The sequence below is a fragment of the Paenibacillus sp. TSM33 genome (assembly GCF_056099025.1).
Genome location: NZ_JBLZXB010000010.1, coordinates 1,037,762 through 1,055,680, shown reverse-complemented (window position 1 = coordinate 1,055,680; position 17,919 = coordinate 1,037,762). Strand labels below are relative to the sequence as shown.

The window sequence follows — 17,919 nt, the reverse complement described above, 5'->3', positions numbered from 1 at the left end:
GCGTTACAGCATTCATCCGAATCGTCCAAGTGCAAGTGTCAATTAACCCTTGACACCTGAAATGGCAACCGACTCAATAATTTGTTTCTGGAAGATTAGGAATATAATCAACACAGGTAACAAAGCTATAATGGAAGCTGCCATTATAAGCGGATAGTCTGTCTGAATGGCATAAGTCGCATTAAAATTCGCGATAACCAGCTGCAATGTCTGCGTTTCTGGTGAGTTCAAGTAAATAATCGGTGCCAAGTAATCGTTCCAAATGCCCATAAACCATAAAATTAGCTGTGCCGCCACTGCAGGCTTAATGAGCGGGAACGTAATCGACGAATAAAGTCGGAAATAAGAGCTTCCGTCAATTTTAGCAGCTTCGATAATAGCATCCGGTACACTGAGCAAATATTGCCGCAAGAAAAAGATCATGACTACATTACCGAACAAGCCGGGAACGATCAGAGGCAACAGCGTATCTACCCAGCCTAGTTTGGAGAACATCATAAACTGTGGAATCATAACTGTTGGGTAAGGAATCATCATGGATGCGATGAGTGCCAAAAACAGCTTATTTTTATGAGGGAATCTCAGCTTTGCGAATGCAAAAGCGGCCACACTAGAGGTGAAAGTACCCACAACCGTGACACTTACAGCCACAATCACACTGTTCTTGATCCCGCTTAACAGGGGGCCTGCCTCCCAAATTTCCTTGTACTTACCAAACTGAAACACCTCTGGTATCCATACTGGTGGAAGTGCAAAGACATCCTGCTTTTCTTTTACCGAAGTGGACAACATCCAAAGCAACGGCGCGATCATCGCAATCGCTCCAATCGCCAGTACAATAAAGATAATGATATTGGTAACTTTCGTTTTTTGACTATGGGACATAACCAGCTTCACTCCTTTCCGCGAAAATCAATCCCCATCAAAGGATGATTTTTCATTCATTTTAAATTGAATCAAAGTTACGATAAAAATGAAGATGCCGAGAATCATAGCCATCGCGGAGGCATATCCCATTTGCAGGTTTTTGAATGCCTTATCCCAAATATAGAAGACAATTGAGGCGGATGAATATTCCGGACCCCCTGTAGGTGTCATAATGTTCATTTCAGTAAAGATTTGCGAACCACCAATAATGTTGGTAACGACCAGGAAGAAGGTTACTGGTTTGACCATTGGCCATGTAATATTGCGGAACATTTGGAATCCGCTAGCTCCGTCCAGCTCTGCTGCTTCATAATAAGAGCGAGATACACTTTGCAGTGCGGCCAGATATAGCAACATTGTATATCCGAGACCTTTCCATACGGTCATGAGAATCAGGGCCGGTTTGACTGTATCCTTATCCATCAGCCAGTTAGGTCCCTTAATACCGAACAACTCAAGGAATTGGTTCACCAAACCATAATCTCCGTTGTAGGCCCAGTTCCACATAATAGAAACAGCAGCCAACGAAGAAATGACCGGGATATAATAAATCACACGAAATGTCGTCGTGCCTGGAATCTTGCGATTCAGCCCCAATGCCAGCAGCAAAGCCAGTACGAGACCGATTGGAATACCCAACATTAAGAAAAGAGTATTGTACATCGATTTGTAAAAGAGCTCATCGCTAAATAAATCCTTAAAATTGTCCAACCCAATAAAGTTCATTTGTCCCAATCCGTCCCAGTCTGTAAAAGAGCCGTATAACGAATAGACAAACGGGAACAGCGTAAAGATTAGCAGACCGAGAATAGGCGGAAGAATAAATAAGTATCCATATATCTTCTCTTTGCGGTAGAGATTAGATTTGGTTATCACAGGGCTCACCTCTGTTTCTGATTTGGAATGAAGATGATGTTAGCAGCATGATATTCAGCCACTAACATCATCCTTTTTTCCTCTATATACGCATTATTTCTGTGATTTTTTCTCTTGCTCCACCGCTTTATCCAGCAGTTTCTGCATCTTCGGTTGCTCTTGCTTCACATAATCTGCTGCCGTAATTTTGCCATCCAGCACAGGTTGAATATCTGTGAAGAAAATATCGTACCATTCTGCGTTATACGTATAGTTGCCTGGTAATGAGCGTCCATAATCATTTACGATATCAATAAATTCCTGCTTATTGTTAGGCTTGGTTTTTGTATCTTTGGCCCATTCATCAGCCATATCCAGCAGATTCGGAATTTGTACCTTAGCATCTACGAGCTGCTTCATGCCTTCTTTGGAAGTGGTCAGATAGTTAACCAATTCTACAGCTTCATCCGGATATTTTGTTTTAGAGGAAACACCGATACCCAGGGAACCAATCCATGTTGCCGGTTTGCCAGTCGATCCAGTTGGGAAAGGCAACAAATCATATTCAAATGGCAGTTTTTCAAATGTACTCATATCCCAAGGCCCTACTGGGAAGAACGCCATTTCGCCTTTCATCCAGCGTTGATATGTGTCCAATGTTTGTGATTGTTCAATGCCAGGTGTAATTTTATATTTGTTTTGCATATCAGCAAAGAACTGAAGCGCTTCCGCAAATTTCGGATCATCAATTGTTACTTTGGTTTTGCTCTCATCCAGCCAATCAGCGCCATTACTCCATACAAAGGCTTGCAATGCCCACTGAACGTTAAAACCTGTTCCGTATTGATCTGGTTTGCCGTCGCCGTTAGTATCTTTGGTCAGCTCTTGGTTAACCTTAATGAACTCATCCCATGTATAAGGTTTGTCTTTGTCAGGCAATGGAACACCTGCTTTTTCAAACATGGTTTTGTTATAACCCAAAGCGAATGGACCCAAGTCCTTCGGCATACCGTAAATATTTCCTTGACCGGCCATTTTACCGTCATAGCGATACAAATCTACACCGTATTTCCAAATGTTATCCAGGTTTATATCCTTGCTCTTCTCAATATAAGGTGTCAGATCCTTCAACACCCCACTGTTAACATAAGCTTTCAAATCTCCAGGGGCAAAATAAAAGATATCTGGAAGATTGTTACCTGTGATTGCAGCTCTAAGCTTTGTAGCATATTGGTCTGCTGCTGTCACGACCATTTTAACCTTTACACCAGGATGTTCTTCTTCAAATTTTTTGATAACATCCTTATAAGCCTTCTGCTCATCCGTTCCTCCACGGAACATGAAAGTCAATTCCTTACTTCCATCGCTACTGGAATTTCCTCCACTACAGCCCGCCAATGCAGCAACCATCAACAACAGAACAACCATTGTTAGTGCAAAACCTTTTTTCTTTGTCAACGCGACCCCTCCTAAAATTAAATGAAACCGCATACATTAAGTGTTAAAATAACTTCATACCACTCGGCCTAATCTTTAACTGTGCGGTACACAACCCGTTGTTGATTGCCGCTGTGATTATCATCCCTCTCATGTACCATATAATTAACATTTACATTTATCAATAATGAATTCGTTTACAAATAAAATATAGCACGCCATTCTACGGTTCGTCAATGCATTTTTCAATCTTTTTAAATAATTATAAAACATAGATTGGAATAACTTTAAAAGCAAAATTAAATCGCATTTAAGTATATTTTCGCAATAAATACTAAATAAAATACTTAAATACGATTTATTTTATAAAAAACACTTTATGTTAGAACGTCATTTCCTCTCTTCTTCTTTTAGTAAAAAAAATTTACAGAAAAGCAGTTTACTTCTTTATGATTTTATTTTAACATAAATCAAAATAAAAATATAAGCGCTTACATTACATTTTTATAGATAAGGATGGGCTATAGGTATGATTTATATTAAGGACTTAATGTCGGGGTTAGATATTTTCAAAGCACTTGGCTCGGAAATCCGCATTCAAATTCTTGAGTTACTTGCTGTTCAGGGACAAAGTATGAATGATATTGCGAGCAAACTGAATTTGAGCAACGGCACCATTACGATGCACATTCGCAAACTGGAAGAATGTGGACTTGTGGAAATCAATACGGTAAGCGGTAAACACGGGACCCGAAAAATGTGCTATTTAAATAAGGAAAAGCTAATGGTAGATCTACGCAGCAGAGAACAAAAAAATGTGTATGAGGTAGAAATTCGCATCGGTCATTATAGTAACTACCAGGCGGTTCCTACTTGTGGATTAGTGACTAAAGACAGCATTATCGGCGATTTTGATGATCCACGCTATTTTGCAGATCCCGCGCGACTGGACTCTGAAATGATCTGGATGGCAGAAGGCTTTCTGGAATACCGCATTCCTAACTACTTGAAAGCGAATCAATCCTTTACTGAAATTCAATTTTCCGCAGAGCTGGGATCAGAAGCACCATGTTATTGTGAGGACTATCCGTCTGATATTTGTTTTCATATAAATGGTATTGCCATCGGTCACTGGACGAGCCCAGGCGATTTTGGAGCTGTTCCCGGGGTTCTCAATCCCGATTGGTGGCCTCCACACTTGAATCAGTACGGCATGCTGAAGTTAATTCGCATCAATCAGCATGGAAGCTTCATTGACGGGTGCCGCATATCAGAAGTCACCATAGACGATATTGGACTTGATTACAAAAGCGATATTACACTGCGTTTATCCGTATCTGATCAATCGCAAAACAAAGGAGGACTCACTATTTTTGGTAAAAGATTCGGAAATTTCGGCCAAGATTTGCTTGTGCGCGTGCTTTACGATGTACACGAAGAAGATAACTCCAACTCTTAACTTGTCACAGGTAAAAGGCCGAAGTCTGTATTCATTGAATACATGTCCTCGGCCTAAACCCTAATCTTCATTTAAAGAAATATAAATAAATAGATAAAAGATGATTGCCATCCCAAACACCAGCCAGCTAAAGGACAGCAAATGAAGCTTCTCCCCTGCATGTACTGCCCATCTCCAAAGATCCGCAAAAAGCACCAGCGGTTGCAGCAACACATCCCAGCTATTCCAGCGGACAAATCTGCCTATATACACACCTATGCTGGCCAGCCATAACATCACAAAAACTACAGCCCATGCAAGCCAGCCTGAACAAATCTTCCTCAACATACGGTGGATCATCAATACACAAAGGGATGTAAGAAAAAGACCAATTCCAGCAACTGAAAAGGACGTAAATAAGATTAGCCAAAATTGAGTGTTCAACCAAAAACGCGTACCAGGATTCACATCATACAAACGGAATGCATGGAGTAGTTCGGTCACTAAATAAAGAGCATTCGGCAGAAAAAACAACCATACCCATGCGGCGAAAAATAAAAGAATATTTCTCACTTTTGCATTTCGCAATCTGGATAACGCCACCATGAACAATGAAATAAACACCGGAACCCATGCCAGAAATATATCCCAATACAGAAATTGATATATTCTCGTCCCGCTTGTAGACTGTAAATACATAATGAGTCCGAAACAGCCCAACGTAGCTACAAACATCACCCCCAACAAACCGGGCAGCTTGTAACCCTTCCTTCTTAACAGCAAACTTCCATCTACCTCCTGCCTAAGAACGCGTATTTACGTCTCTTCAATTCTCTCCTATAGCGCTTTCATATAGAGAAAGAGGGCTTTTATTTATTCCACGTTTCGTATATCCCCGTACACATGCTTTGTTATCGTCAAAGCGTCAAAGGTAACATTACACCCCTCCCCTACCGGAGATTGTGCGACAACCCCAACTTTTAGCTGGCTGGGAACATTCATGCCAAAATATCTGGCCAGTTTCCAATGTTGACCATCCGAGGAATAATGAAAGGCAAAGCAATTTCCAGCTCGTGTTACTCGCAAATATGGATTAGAAGCATCCATCGCCCCCGATATACAATCATCGGATGTATCCCGTGTGACCACACTAAGGATCGAGGGGGTATTCTCAAAGTATTCAAAGCATACCTTAGCCCAATGAGTATCATCAGCCATCACCATCAAGCATCCTGAATCATAGGGCTGCTTCATATCGACACGAACCCTCGTCCATATTGTAAAATCTCCATGTAGGGTGGTATGCAAAAAAGGAGCGGACGATTTGATAACTGCGCCGGACGGATCTCTAAAAAAATCTGCCTGTGAAGGTGCAGATACTTGTAAAGCCTTGGATTCATCGAAGCTCCATACAGTTGGTTCGTTGGTCCATCCCCATCCTTCAGGCAAAACCTTTTCGTTAAAGCCTTCAAATACGTTCATATGGACACCATCCCTCTCTAGCCAATATAGTCTTAACACAGTGAAATTTTGAGGCAGAATTCCCCATGATACCACTATATACGTTATCTTCCAGTCGTCAATGATGATGCTTCTGTCTTCCAGAATTATAAAAAAAGACTTGCTATTCTGAAATGTTGTGCTTATAATTACACCTAAATTGATACGGCAACAAATTTCAATGACGAGAACGAGTAAGCTATACAGCGGATTTGCAGAGAGTTGGGGCAGGTGAAAGCCAACATTCCGAGGGTAGCTGAACGCCATCTCTGAGAAGCGGGCTGAACCTGAAGTAAGCTCTGCCGCCTTTCCAGCGTTAACCGGAACACGTATTGATGGATACGTGAACAGAGTGTCATTTCCTATGGAATGAAACTAGGGTGGTAACACGGGTATAAACTCGTCCCTTTTACAGGGGCGGGTTTTTTTGTTTTTCAATAAGGAGGAATCAACATGACAAATGTATCGACAGCAGTATCTATAACTGATTTTTTGACTCCGGCTGTACGGGAAATGCCGCCTTCAGGTATCCGTCGGTTTTTTGAATATAGTACAGGCAGAAAAGATATCATATCGCTTGGTGTCGGTGAACCGGATTTTGTAACCCCTCAACATGTGAGAAAGGCCTGTATCACAGCACTGGAAAATGGTAAAACCTCATACACACCCAATGCAGGTCTCCCTGAGCTGCGCGAGGAAATTGCCGGATATCTGGAGAGCAGCTTCAGCACATCCTATAACCCGGCAGATGAAATCATGGTCACTGTTGGCAGCAGTGAAGCGTTGGATTTGGCGCTACGCGCTCTCATCACAACACACGATGAAATACTCATACCAGCTCCCTGTTATATTTCATATTCGCCTATCACCTTTTTGAACGGAGGACATACCGTAACGGTGGAAACGTCTGCGGACCAGCAGTTTAAGCTGACAGCTGAGGAGCTCAAATCCAAGCTGACTCCACTATCCAAAGTGCTTATTCTCTGTTATCCGAACAACCCGACGGGCGGGGTGATGACCTATGAGGATTGGCTACCCATTGCCCGTCTGGTTGAGGAGCATAATCTTATCGTCATATCGGACGAAATTTATGCAGAATTGACCTATGGACAACAGCATGTAAGTTTCGCTTCTCTGCCAGGAATGAAAGAACGAACCCTGCTCATCAGCGGCTTTTCCAAAGCATTTGCCATGACAGGCTGGAGGGTCGGCTATGTATGCGGTCCGAGAGAGTTGATTTCAGCCATGCTGAAAATCCATCAATATACAGCCATGTGTGCTCCTATTATCGGGCAAATTGCCGCGATTGAATCCCTGCGCAACGGGCTAGAGGAGAAAGATCGTATGATGGAGTCCTACAATCAACGTCGAAAATGGTTCGTTGCTGGCCTATGTCAGACAGGACTTCCATGTCATGAACCAAACGGTGCCTTCTATGCTTTTCCCTCCATTACGCATACAGGGTTAAGCTCCGAACAGTTTGCCAAGCGACTGCTGGAAGAACAAGGAGTTATAACGGTCCCGGGTTCCGCCTTTGGCCCAGGCGGCGAAGGCTTTATCCGCTGCTCGTATGCGTCATCGCGTGAACAGCTTGAAATGGCCCTGGAACGCATCAGCGTATTCCTAAAACGCCTGTAAACCGATTTTCCATAGCATGAACTGAACATGAGCATGGGTGAACTTTTACTTCAGCAGCTTCTGAATAAGCTTTTTCTGGTGTGCTGGCAAACCTTCCGGCCATTCTCCTACGCGGCAGTAACAAATGTCGGAGATTTCAGCGCTTGGTCGAAAGGTACCCGGGGTCACCCGGCCTGTAAAAATAAGATCCACACGGTTCGGCAACTGGCCAAACTGGGCTTGCGCTAAAGAGGTGATCTCTACCTCCAGCCCGGTTTCTTCCCGGACTTCACGCCGCAGGGCGATTCCCGGCTGCTCTAGCTCCATCCAGCCGCCGGGAATCCCCCACGGCTACTTCCGGTATACGTGCTGTAATAGCAGCACTTCCCCGGCCTCATTCGTGAAAATGCCCAGCACAGCAACTAAAAATTTATGTTGTGCCCGGTACACCAAAGCATTTTTCAATCGAGTGAACGGCGTATGCTTATACATGAATACAAGCCAATCCCGCGGGATCTTATTTACCAGTTTAGCCAGCATAACACACCTCCAGTTGAGCACTCTTACATCAATTCATTCGTTGGATTAAGTTAAATAAGGAGCTTAAGTATGTATACTAAAAAATTAATCTTTAGGTGACTGTAGCTTACGGCTATATAACTGAGCATTTTCCGCATCAAAACAAACAAAAATAATCTCATTCAACCCAGCATGTTCCTGTACAAAACGTGTCACTTCCTGTATAGCAATCTCGGCCGCCTTTTCTTTTGGGAATCGGTAGATACCTGTGCTAATATTGGGAAAAGCAATACTGCGTGCATTCAGTTCTAAAGCTAATTGCAATCTGGATATCCATCGCTCCCCCTCCTCTTCTAAAAATCAGCTTTATTTATATAGTCATCTTATAGTCTCTACAAGCGATTTCGAATATATCATCATAGGTTTTCAACAGAAAGTGTTTAAGATTTTTCCCCCGTGCACTAGCTATTGTAGCTAATAATGGTGTATCTGTAAGCTCATCAAAACTGCTACCTTGCGTATACTTCGGCTCAGACATGTCTATAGCCACATCCAGTTCAATCATATTAAAGTAGTAGACTCCTGTAAATATAAGCTCATAAGGTACAAAATCGTCTACTGCTTCTGGCGCTAAACCCCCATTAATCTCTCCCTTCAAAACCAGCTCTTTTTTCGCATAATTCATATGAATCTGATCCAAATAGACCGCATCCCGTCCATGCAATTCACCAAGCGGCGTTTGAATAGCTTTTATGTGTGGCATCCAGGTGTTCTCCCATCCTAAGTTATTTTCCATCCAGCAACATAAGTGCGGTCGCAACCGCATGATCCACAAAAGAACGCGCTGGGCGTGACTTCATCATCACAGTTATCCCGATTAACAAAGAGACTAAAGTATGTGCCAAAGCTCGTGCATCCATTTTCACCTCGAGCTCCCCAGATTGAATACCACGTTCGAGGGTCTCCTGAAAGACAGCAGAAAGATACATCTGATGTTCTCTGGTTAAAATTTCAAACCTCTCATCATGAGGGGCTAACTCTACCATTGTATTGATGCAAAAGCATCCCTTGTTAGACTCCTTCTCGTACTCTTCCGCCACCACTCCTCCAAAAAAATTGTAAAATGCTTCTTTTACAGATGAACTATTTTGCAGTTTAGCCCGTACACAAGCTGCATGAGATTGTGTATATTTACGCAGCGCAGCTTCGAATAATTGCTTTTTATCCCCAAAGGCAGCATATATGCTGGGACGTTGTATTCCCATACGGGAGGTCAAATCACTTAAAGACGTGGCCTCGAATCCCTTTTCCCAAAAAACTTGCATCGCTGCATCCAACGCTTGATCTTCATCAAATTCTCGTGGTCTAACCATATTTAACCCCTTCTTTTTGTATCGTTCAGTATATTAAGATTGTATGATCTTCAGAATCGGCTGTCAAATATGTACGGGTTAAACTCTTGACAATTCTTATAAACGAGAGTTATAGTGACCTAAATTTGTTATATACCGATCAGTATATTATGCTAGTCGGTATATAAATTACAGAAAGCGACGTGGTATGTGAAAATGAAGACGTCAGAAGAAAAAGCGCTACTTCTCCCCCATCAAACGCTAGCCAATACTGCCGAAATAGCCCCAGTTCCGGTATTATCCCGGTCTGTGGCACTGTTGTTTGCTATCGCCTGCGGGCTGGCTGTCGCTAACATTTACTATGCACAGCCCTTACTGGATGCGCTGGCGCACGAGTTTAGCATTACACACCCATCGGTCGGTATCGTTATTACCGTCACGCAAATTTGTTATGCGTTAGGACTGCTGCTGCTCGTCCCGCTTGGCGATCTCTTGAACAGGCGGCGATTGATTACAGGACAGATGCTGCTATCTGTGCTGGCATTAATCCTGGTTAGCTTTGCCCCTACCCGTACAATATTGCTTATGGGAATGGCAATGGTTGGACTGCTGGCTGTAGTGACTCAGACACTCGTGGCATTCGCCTCGACCTTGGCTCATCCGACTGAACGCGGGCAGGTCGTAGGACTGGTAACCAGCGGAGTCGTTATCGGCATTTTACTCGCACGAACCGTTGCCGGTGTATTAACTGATCTGGCAGGCTGGCGTTCAGTTTACCTTGTTTCTGCTATACTTACGCTGTTTATGGCTGTAGCGCTGTTGCGAGTGCTCCCAAAGAACGCACCCACAAGCGCCACACTTTCCTATGGGCAGCTGCTTCGCTCGGTTATCACACTGTTCGTCCAAGAACGAATTCTGCGTATTCGTGCCGTCCTTGCGCTGCTTATTTTCACAGCGTTCAGCATATTGTGGACTTCGCTTGTATTACCGCTCAGTGCCCCCCCATTTTCTCTTTCACATACTGCTATTGGGGCCTTCAGCCTGGCTGGAGTCGCCGGAGCATTAGCAGCAGCACAAGCAGGGCGGCTTGCTGATCAAGGCTTGGGACAACGAACGACAGGTATCGCACTAGTTGTATTGCTGCTGTCCTGGCTACCTATACGCTACACCGAGCATTCTCTATTCGCTTTAACTCTTGGTGTCATTCTTTTGGATCTGGCCGTACAGGCTGTGCATGTCACTAACCAGAGCTTGATTTTCAACGTTCGTCCTGAAGCACGGAGTCGACTTACCGCAGGCTACATGATCTTTTATTCCATCGGCAGCGCCACTGGAGCTATTACCTCCACTCACATGTATACCTATGCTGGGTGGAACGGAGTTTGCCTATTGGGGGCGGGTGTCAGTGCTCTGGCTCTCATTTTTTGGACGGTGACTCGACGTTCAACTTGATGGTAAACCCCTATGGATTCAATCAACAAAAACCGCCTGGGCCTCAACAACGGCCTAGACGGTTCTCTTCTATAACTGTAAATCATCACTTGATTGCAATATAAATCAAAACAGGTTCATCTGGATTGCCATACACTTCAAAATCACCTGTGTAGGTCCGCTCCCCTTGTCCCGTGGCGGCCCATGCCCAAATTGTCTGCCATACACGGAAGACAGAAGAAGGTTCATGGGTTGCCTGAAAAATAGCGTAGCGTGCAGCCGGAATTACAAGTTCTTCAAGATCGTCAGGAGCTTGGAAATCCTCAGCCGCTTCCTTTCCGATAAAAAATGTATACTCGCCCAGAGCTCCATTTTCATAGTCAGTATAGCAACCATAGACGGAAGCAAGTCCTTGAGGACCTCTGATCCGGCCTGCCACATCCTCACCTACAAAACGTTCCCACATGTTTGGAATGATCCCCTGGGACGTTTGTTCCTTCTGATTATTTGTGCGTGCTTTTAGTCCAATTAAATGGATTTCACCTCGGTACTCCTCCCGAATGGGGCCATCAAATTGAAGCTCTGCATCCTCTGAAGATCGCCATCTCTTCAAGTTTGGTAGGTGATTACGCAGCATCGAAGTCGCTTCTTCTGCCAGCATTCCCTCTTCTACCAGGATCGGCACACACTGCTGGATCATTCCCTCCATTGTCAAGTCAGGCTGTATAAATGCACCTTCCTTGTAACAATACTTGCAATACTCATCTGTACTATTATGTTGTGCATCCGTCCCATATTGACCCTCATGCTCCAGTGGCATCCCGCAACTTTGACAAGCTTTATCCATTCTCGTAAATCCCCTTTCGCCAATTCGTATCTGGTATGCCACCAGTATAACGAAACAAACCTGACAACTATGGGTCAGGTTCGTTTTACTTTAATCTAAGATTTACTCTATAATTCATAACCTTCTTCATAATTAGACGCAATACGCAACGCCAGCTTATGAATCTTGTCTCGCAAATGAGCCGGTTCTTTAACAACCACATCCGGTCCGAGGCTTAAAATAAATCTGTACACCCACGCATCCTCAGGAAACGGAACCGAAACCGTGTAAATTCCTTCCTCCTGCTCGTTCAATGCTTCCACACCAAACCAGTCCTCCGCCAGATGTCTTGAGTTGCGGTTAAATTGTAGCGTAAACGGTTGTACAGCCCTGGATGCCGTCATCCGCCCCTCATTCCACGGCAGCACTTCATTAGAAAGATCCCTGCGGGTGAAAGCCGTCTCTGTAACCACAGGCTCATTCATACGGGAAAGCTTGAACAACCGAAACTGCCCCCTGTCAGGACAATACGCATACACAAACCATTGTTGCCCTTTCAGCACAAGCGTATGCGGTTCCACATTCCGTTCCGTTCGGGCTCCTTCCGCATTGCGATAGGTAAAAGCAACCGTACGCGCTTGACTCATTGCCTCTTTTACCTTGATTAATTTAGCTTCCTGGACAGACTGATTTCCCCATCCCGAATGATCGACGATAAACTGTGTGGTACGGACACTAAATTGCTCTTTTTCAGACTCGGGTATAATGCTTTCAAATTTATGAAGTAACCGGGATACGTTGGGACCGCCCAACGACGAGGACAAACTCTGCAAGCCCATCACAATGTCCTTGATATCATGATCCGTCAACATACTACGATCCAGGCGATATCCTTCCATCAGGCCGATTCCCCCACCTGCTCCCTGATAAGTTACTACGGGGATACCAGCCAGACTAATCGCTTCAATATCTCTATAAATCGTCCGGATCGAAACCTCATATAAATCAGCGAGTTCCTTTGCTTGTATTCTATTTCTTTTCAGCAGCAAAATGACGATAGAAAGCAATCGATCAATTTTCATGTTTTCAAAACCTTTCACCCTTAATAAAAATAAGCCAGGAGTTCCTCATCATATCCCTGACCGTGATATTCCAAAGCGTTCTTTTCAATACCATAAGTTTTGAATCCCAATTTTCTATAAAGTTCAACAGCTGCTTGATTGGCAGCCACCACACTCAAATTGATTTGCTTCAATCCTTCCACTTTTCTACCTCGACTGATAACTTCCAATAAAAGTTTCTTAGCGATCCCCTGGCCTCGGTAAATCGGTGGTACATACACTCCCCAAATCGTTCCTTTATGCCGTGTCTTAATTTTGTGTTCTCTTCTAAACCCGGTCATGCCAGCCAGCTGATGATCCTTTGTAAATGCACCAAGTATGTAATGATCTCTCTTTTTTTGTATTTGCTTCACTATATCAAATAACGAAACTTGTACAGCTTCCTCATAAGAGGTTCCAAAAGCTTCGGGATTCATTTTTAGGGCTTCCAGTCTTAAATTCCAATACGCTTCAGCGTCTGCTGGCTCTATGTTCCTGATGATAATCATGGCTTCATCCCTCCAAATGTTTTCCTCCATCTTACTCTATCTATTATTTAAATTAAATCTATGATGCCTAAATTAAAATAGCCTCAGATGCTAGATCCAGCCGGATATAGCATCTGAGGCTTCAATACTCATTACATATTATGACTCATAGCGTTTCAGCACAATGACCGCATTATGACCACCGAAGCCGAAAGAATTAGATAACCCAACATTTAGCGAAGCCTTGCGTGCTTCGTGAGGCACATAATCCAGATCACAAACAGGGTCTGGATTGTCCAGATGCATCGTTGGCGGAATGATACCTTCTCGAAGGCTTTGAACAAGCGCAATCGCTTCGATACCGCCTGCGGCTCCTAGCATATGACCTAGCATGGACTTATTCGCGGTTACCGGAATCTGATAGGCATAGTCACCAAACAGCTTGTGAATCGCCAAGGTTTCAGCGATATCCCCTACAGCCGTACTCGTTGCGTGAGCACTGATCACGTCCACTTCTTCAGGGGAGATTCGAGCCGAATGAAGGGCCGCTTTCATTGCTAGATAAGCTCCGGTTCCTTCAGGATGCGGTGCAACCATATGATAGGCATCCGAACTCGCTCCATAACCGATGACCTCACCATAGATTTCTGCACCACGCCGGGTAGCGTGCTCCAGCGACTCCAGCACCAAGATGCCTGCTCCTTCGCTCATGACAAAACCGTCCCGATTCTTGTCAAACGGCCGACTTGCTGTGGAAGGCTCCTCGTTACGTGTCGACAAGGCAGTTGCATTAGCGAAACTTGCCAAAGCCAATCGAGACACCGCCGCTTCAGCTCCACCGGCAAAAATGACATCCGCATCTCCTGTACGAATGGTCCGAAACGCCTCTCCAATTGCAGTGTTCCCAATAGAACAAGCCGTTACAGGTGAAAGCGTAGGACCCATCGCTCCGAAGGCGATACTTATTTGTGCAGCAGCCATATTCGAGATCATCATAGGTACCAGCGTTGGGCTAACTCGACCCGGGCCACGATGTAACAGCACGTCCACATTATCTACCAACGAATCCAAACCCCCGACTCCTGACCCCACATAGACACCTACACGCTCCAGATCAGTGTGATCCAGCTCCAGACCAGAATCCTTGAGCGCTTGCTCTGCCGCATATAATGCAAACTGAGTAAATCGATCCATTCGTCTGGCATCCTTACGGCCCCACTGCTTTTCTGCATCAAAATCCTGTACCAGTCCAGCAATTTGTGCTTTTAAATCGGACACATCAAATGAATCTATTTTACGTATACCTGAATTGCCTTCCAGCAAATTGTTCCACAGCGTGCCTACTTCATTGCCCAATGGCGAAACGACACCCATACCTGTTATCACTACTCTTTGCATAAGCTATTCATTCCTCCTGCTTGATGGCTTACTTATAATCCTCATTTTACCCTCGTCTTATCCTATTACAAGTGTTTGTTTATCCTGGTATAATGAACACTACTATAGTAAGCGCCTGATTTAATTACTTCAGATACACTCATCGAATGGAGAGAAATATCTAATGAAAACGGAAGCACGTCTGGAAGCACTATCTATTTTTCTGAAAACAAAAAGGGCCCGCCTACATCCGCATATGGTTGGTCTTCCTCCAGGGTCACGTCGCAGAACACCAGGTTTACGCAGAGAAGAAGTCGCTCAGCTGGCAGGTGTCAGTACAACCTGGTATACCTGGCTGGAGCAGGGACGGGATATTAAGGTATCCGCCTCCGTATTGGATGCTATTGCTGCTGCCTTGCAGCTGAACACGGATGAGCGTAAATATTTGTACGATTTAGCGCTGGAAGCCGGGTCTCATAACCTTCCTACTCCTGCAGAGCAGGCGATCATTTCTCCGTCTTTGCAAAAGATCGTACAAGAGTTGCACTACTGTCCTGCTATAATTTCAGATCGGCGCTGCCATATTGTCGGCTGGAACGAAGCTGCTGCTCATGTTTTTATGGATTTTGCCGAGCTACCACACGAGCAGCGCAATATGATCGAACTGCTATTTACCAAAAAGGAGTTTAAAAGTCTGGCTGTGAATTGGGAACACTTTGTAAAGGGGTTTCTCGCTATATTCCGCGCTTATTACGGGCAATACGTGACAGACCCCTGGTATGCTCAATTTATACAAAACATGAGTCAGGCCTACCCAGAGTTTAACGAGCTTTGGAATCAGAGTGAGGTAAGCTCCGCTCCAGAAGTGCTCATTGAATTTCGTCATGCCAAGGCTGGCAAAATGTTATTTGACCTGACTTCCCTTCAAGTACAAGGCAGTGTCGATCTCCGTTGCAGCATTTATACCCCCAATGCGCAAACTTCTACGGAAAGTAAACTCCAAAAGTTAATGGAAGGCAGCTAAAGGATTTTATCCCTCCTGTTATGAAGATATCTTTTTCCGTCCATACTACATCTACGATCTGTGCAAAATAGATGTCATATATGTGACAGAGCCAAGAGCTTCAACGGTGCTACTACTAGGAGGGAGGGAATCATCATGAAAGCCAAACCGACAAGTTCCCAGCACGCACAAAGCCAAGCACCATTGCCTGTTCCGGTACAATTTGACCGCAGCTGGCAGGACGAGCTGGACCAACGCCTGCACAAGGGAGGTCCTTGGGGAGATTGGGATCTGTATCAGCTGGCAATCGAGGCGGAAAAGGCCAAGCTGGTGCCGAGCTTTGATGAACTTCAATGTCTTCAGCATTTGCAAGACCTCACTCCACTGCCCCATCAACTCGATACCGCTCGGAAAGTACTGTTTGAGATGTCTGGACGTGCCATTCTTGCCGATGAGGTCGGCCTAGGCAAAACGATTGAAGCTGGAATGATCCTTAAGGAATATCTGGTTCGCGGACTGGCTTCCAAAGTGCTTATTCTTGTACCCGCTTCTCTGGTCCTGCAATGGGTGCGTGAGCTGAATAGCAAATTCGGCATTCCCGCAGTCGCCCAGAAAAAAGCGTATTCCTGGTCTTCCGAGGTCGTCGTGGCCTCTATGGATACGGCCAAACGGGAGCCACATAGTAACATCCTGCTAGATACCGATTATGATCTGCTCATTATTGACGAGGCTCATAAGCTGAAGAATAAAAAAACATCCAACTACCAGTTCATTATGAAGTTGCGTAAAAAATATTGTTTGCTCCTGACAGCCACACCTGTACAAAACGATCTATCTGAGCTATTTAATCTGATCACGTTACTCAAGCCTGGTCAATTGGGAAGACAAGGCGATTTTTCAGCAAACTTTGTTGTGGATAAACGTCTGCCCAAAAATGAAGATCAGCTTAAGGATGAACTGTCTAAAGTCATGATCCGCAATCGTCGCGGGGAAGGTCCGGTTCAATTCACTAAACGAAATGTTTCCAACATTCACCTGGAACTCTCGCCAGAAGAGCAAGCGCTTTACGATGGGGTGACCTCTTTTGTCAAAGAGCAATATCAGGCGAATGGCGGAAATTTAAGCAGCATGCTGTCTCTTGTTACCCTTCAACGGGAAGTGTGCAGTAGCCGGGATGCTGTGTTCGTCACGCTGGTCAATTTGTCCAAAAAGATGGCTCCAGACTCCCCACTACGTGATCGTGTCTGGGACTTGGTCGCACACATTAAAGCGATCAAGGCCAATTCCAAAGCAGAAAAAGCGCTTGAGCTCATCCGAAAGATGAACGAAAAAGTGATTATTTTTACAGAATATCGGGCCACACAAGAGTATTTGCTAAACTATTTCCGTGATCGCGGGCTGTCTGCTGTTCCTTACCGAGGCGGTATGAACCGGGGCCGCAAGGATTGGATGATGGATTTGTTCCGTGGTCGCATTCAGGTCATGATTGCCACTGAAGCAGGCGGCGAAGGCATTAATCTGCAATTTTGCCACCACATGATTAACTTCGATCTGCCATGGAATCCCATGCGCGTGGAACAGCGGATTGGACGGGTGCATCGACTTGGACAGAAGCATGATGTAAATATTTTTAACCTGTCTACAACCGGAACGATTGAGGAGCATATCCTACACCTGCTGCATGAAAAGATTAATATGTTTGAAATGGTCATTGGCGGATTGGACGTTATTCTGGAAAAGTTTGAGAAAAAAGAATCCATTGAAAAAAGTTTATATAAAATCATGCTAGAATCCAGCAGTGATGATGAAATTCGCAGAAAAATGCAACAGTTGGGTCACTCGCTGGATTCTATTAAACAAGAAATGGAGCAACTGCGCACAGACCCGTCAGTCATTCCAAACGAAGCAACCGATAAGTCAACTGGAACAAAGCAGCTTAAGGGACGGCTAACAGGCGTAAGCTCGAATACCACCGAGGATTTGCTAGGCTTAGCAAGTGATGCAGTTCCTCCGACCAAAGCTCGACGCAGTGTGAAAGGAGGTCGCTAG

At 44.6% G+C, this 17,919-nt stretch carries 19 protein-coding genes and 1 other annotated feature; of the genes, 5 read left to right on the top strand and 14 right to left on the bottom strand.

Going from position 1 to position 17,919, the window contains the following annotated elements; genetic code table 11:
• Nucleotides 1-42: 42 nt before the first annotated feature.
• The 3 genes from ACN6NF_RS08890 to ACN6NF_RS08880 all read right to left on the bottom strand — a co-directional run bounded on the left by ACN6NF_RS08890 (nt 43) and on the right by ACN6NF_RS08880 (nt 3,240).
• The gene (locus ACN6NF_RS08890) at nt 43-885 is read right to left on the bottom strand and encodes a carbohydrate ABC transporter permease (protein ID WP_019686936.1); all 843 of its coding nucleotides are present in this window, start codon (nt 883-885) and stop codon (nt 43-45) included.
• A gap of 27 nt (nt 886-912) precedes the next feature.
• Nucleotides 913-1,803 carry a carbohydrate ABC transporter permease gene (locus ACN6NF_RS08885; RefSeq protein ID WP_016819168.1) on the bottom strand — a complete coding sequence of 297 codons (891 nt, stop codon included), beginning with the start codon at nt 1,801-1,803 and terminating at the stop codon, nt 913-915.
• Nucleotides 1,804-1,896: 93 nt separating this feature from the next.
• Nucleotides 1,897-3,240, bottom strand: a complete 1,344-nt coding sequence (locus ACN6NF_RS08880) for an ABC transporter substrate-binding protein (protein ID WP_474316918.1) — start codon at nt 3,238-3,240, stop codon at nt 1,897-1,899.
• Between the two features lie 508 nt (nt 3,241-3,748).
• Between ACN6NF_RS08880 and ACN6NF_RS08875 the strand changes: the two genes are divergently transcribed.
• A complete protein-coding gene (locus ACN6NF_RS08875; protein ID WP_017425808.1) occupies nt 3,749-4,678 on the top strand; it encodes an ArsR/SmtB family transcription factor in 930 nt (309 codons plus the stop codon).
• Nucleotides 4,679-4,738: 60 nt separating this feature from the next.
• Here the strand turns inward: ACN6NF_RS08875 and ACN6NF_RS08870 are convergent, their stop codons facing one another.
• Nucleotides 4,739-5,440: a DUF1361 domain-containing protein gene (locus ACN6NF_RS08870; RefSeq protein ID WP_474316915.1), complete on the bottom strand. Its 702-nt coding sequence runs from the start codon at nt 5,438-5,440 to the stop codon at nt 4,739-4,741.
• Between the two features lie 90 nt (nt 5,441-5,530).
• Complete coding sequence (locus ACN6NF_RS08865; protein ID WP_474316913.1) at nt 5,531-6,139, bottom strand: DUF1349 domain-containing protein; 609 nt, start codon at nt 6,137-6,139, stop codon at nt 5,531-5,533.
• Between the two features lie 190 nt (nt 6,140-6,329).
• Nucleotides 6,330-6,568: a binding site (T-box leader), on the top strand.
• A gap of 42 nt (nt 6,569-6,610) precedes the next feature.
• Between ACN6NF_RS08865 and ACN6NF_RS08860 the strand changes: the two genes are divergently transcribed.
• Nucleotides 6,611-7,795 (top strand): aminotransferase class I/II-fold pyridoxal phosphate-dependent enzyme, encoded by a 1,185-nt coding sequence (locus ACN6NF_RS08860; RefSeq protein WP_474316910.1) that lies wholly within the window; start codon nt 6,611-6,613, stop codon nt 7,793-7,795.
• Nucleotides 7,796-7,840: 45 nt separating this feature from the next.
• Here the strand turns inward: ACN6NF_RS08860 and ACN6NF_RS08855 are convergent, their stop codons facing one another.
• From ACN6NF_RS08855 to ACN6NF_RS08835, 5 genes are all read right to left on the bottom strand, one after another.
• The gene (locus ACN6NF_RS08855) at nt 7,841-8,101 is read right to left on the bottom strand and encodes an NUDIX domain-containing protein (RefSeq protein ID WP_474316909.1); all 261 of its coding nucleotides are present in this window, start codon (nt 8,099-8,101) and stop codon (nt 7,841-7,843) included.
• 24 nt (nt 8,102-8,125) lie between these two features.
• Complete coding sequence (locus ACN6NF_RS08850) at nt 8,126-8,314, bottom strand: hypothetical protein (protein ID WP_474316907.1); 189 nt, start codon at nt 8,312-8,314, stop codon at nt 8,126-8,128.
• A gap of 84 nt (nt 8,315-8,398) precedes the next feature.
• On the bottom strand, nt 8,399-8,617 hold the full coding sequence (locus ACN6NF_RS08845; protein WP_474316904.1) for a macro domain-containing protein: 219 nt from the start codon (nt 8,615-8,617) through the stop codon (nt 8,399-8,401).
• 46 nt (nt 8,618-8,663) lie between these two features.
• On the bottom strand, nt 8,664-9,056 hold the full coding sequence (locus ACN6NF_RS08840; RefSeq protein ID WP_474316902.1) for a hypothetical protein: 393 nt from the start codon (nt 9,054-9,056) through the stop codon (nt 8,664-8,666).
• 22 nt (nt 9,057-9,078) lie between these two features.
• Nucleotides 9,079-9,666 (bottom strand): TetR/AcrR family transcriptional regulator, encoded by a 588-nt coding sequence (locus ACN6NF_RS08835; RefSeq protein WP_474316900.1) that lies wholly within the window; start codon nt 9,664-9,666, stop codon nt 9,079-9,081.
• 195 nt (nt 9,667-9,861) lie between these two features.
• On the opposite strand from ACN6NF_RS08835, the gene ACN6NF_RS08830 reads away from it, so the two are divergent.
• Nucleotides 9,862-11,097: an MFS transporter gene (locus ACN6NF_RS08830; protein ID WP_474316898.1), complete on the top strand. Its 1,236-nt coding sequence runs from the start codon at nt 9,862-9,864 to the stop codon at nt 11,095-11,097.
• Nucleotides 11,098-11,182: 85 nt separating this feature from the next.
• Here the strand turns inward: ACN6NF_RS08830 and ACN6NF_RS08825 are convergent, their stop codons facing one another.
• The 4 genes from ACN6NF_RS08825 to fabF all read right to left on the bottom strand — a co-directional run bounded on the left by ACN6NF_RS08825 (nt 11,183) and on the right by fabF (nt 14,888).
• Nucleotides 11,183-11,923 carry a zinc ribbon domain-containing protein gene (locus ACN6NF_RS08825; protein WP_474316897.1) on the bottom strand — a complete coding sequence of 247 codons (741 nt, stop codon included), beginning with the start codon at nt 11,921-11,923 and terminating at the stop codon, nt 11,183-11,185.
• Between the two features lie 107 nt (nt 11,924-12,030).
• On the bottom strand, nt 12,031-12,984 hold the full coding sequence (locus tag ACN6NF_RS08820) for a helix-turn-helix transcriptional regulator (RefSeq protein WP_474316896.1): 954 nt from the start codon (nt 12,982-12,984) through the stop codon (nt 12,031-12,033).
• 20 nt (nt 12,985-13,004) lie between these two features.
• Nucleotides 13,005-13,511 (bottom strand): GNAT family N-acetyltransferase, encoded by a 507-nt coding sequence (locus ACN6NF_RS08815; RefSeq protein WP_474316894.1) that lies wholly within the window; start codon nt 13,509-13,511, stop codon nt 13,005-13,007.
• A 138-nt stretch (nt 13,512-13,649) separates the two neighbouring features.
• Nucleotides 13,650-14,888, bottom strand: a complete 1,239-nt coding sequence (fabF, locus tag ACN6NF_RS08810; protein ID WP_474316891.1) for a beta-ketoacyl-ACP synthase II — start codon at nt 14,886-14,888, stop codon at nt 13,650-13,652.
• Nucleotides 14,889-15,051: 163 nt separating this feature from the next.
• On the opposite strand from fabF, the gene ACN6NF_RS08805 reads away from it, so the two are divergent.
• Together ACN6NF_RS08805 and ACN6NF_RS08800 are read left to right on the top strand one after the other, a co-directional pair.
• The gene (locus ACN6NF_RS08805; RefSeq protein WP_031463261.1) at nt 15,052-15,891 is read left to right on the top strand and encodes a helix-turn-helix transcriptional regulator; all 840 of its coding nucleotides are present in this window, start codon (nt 15,052-15,054) and stop codon (nt 15,889-15,891) included.
• A gap of 135 nt (nt 15,892-16,026) precedes the next feature.
• On the top strand, nt 16,027-17,919 hold the full coding sequence (locus ACN6NF_RS08800; RefSeq protein WP_474316888.1) for a DEAD/DEAH box helicase: 1,893 nt from the start codon (nt 16,027-16,029) through the stop codon (nt 17,917-17,919).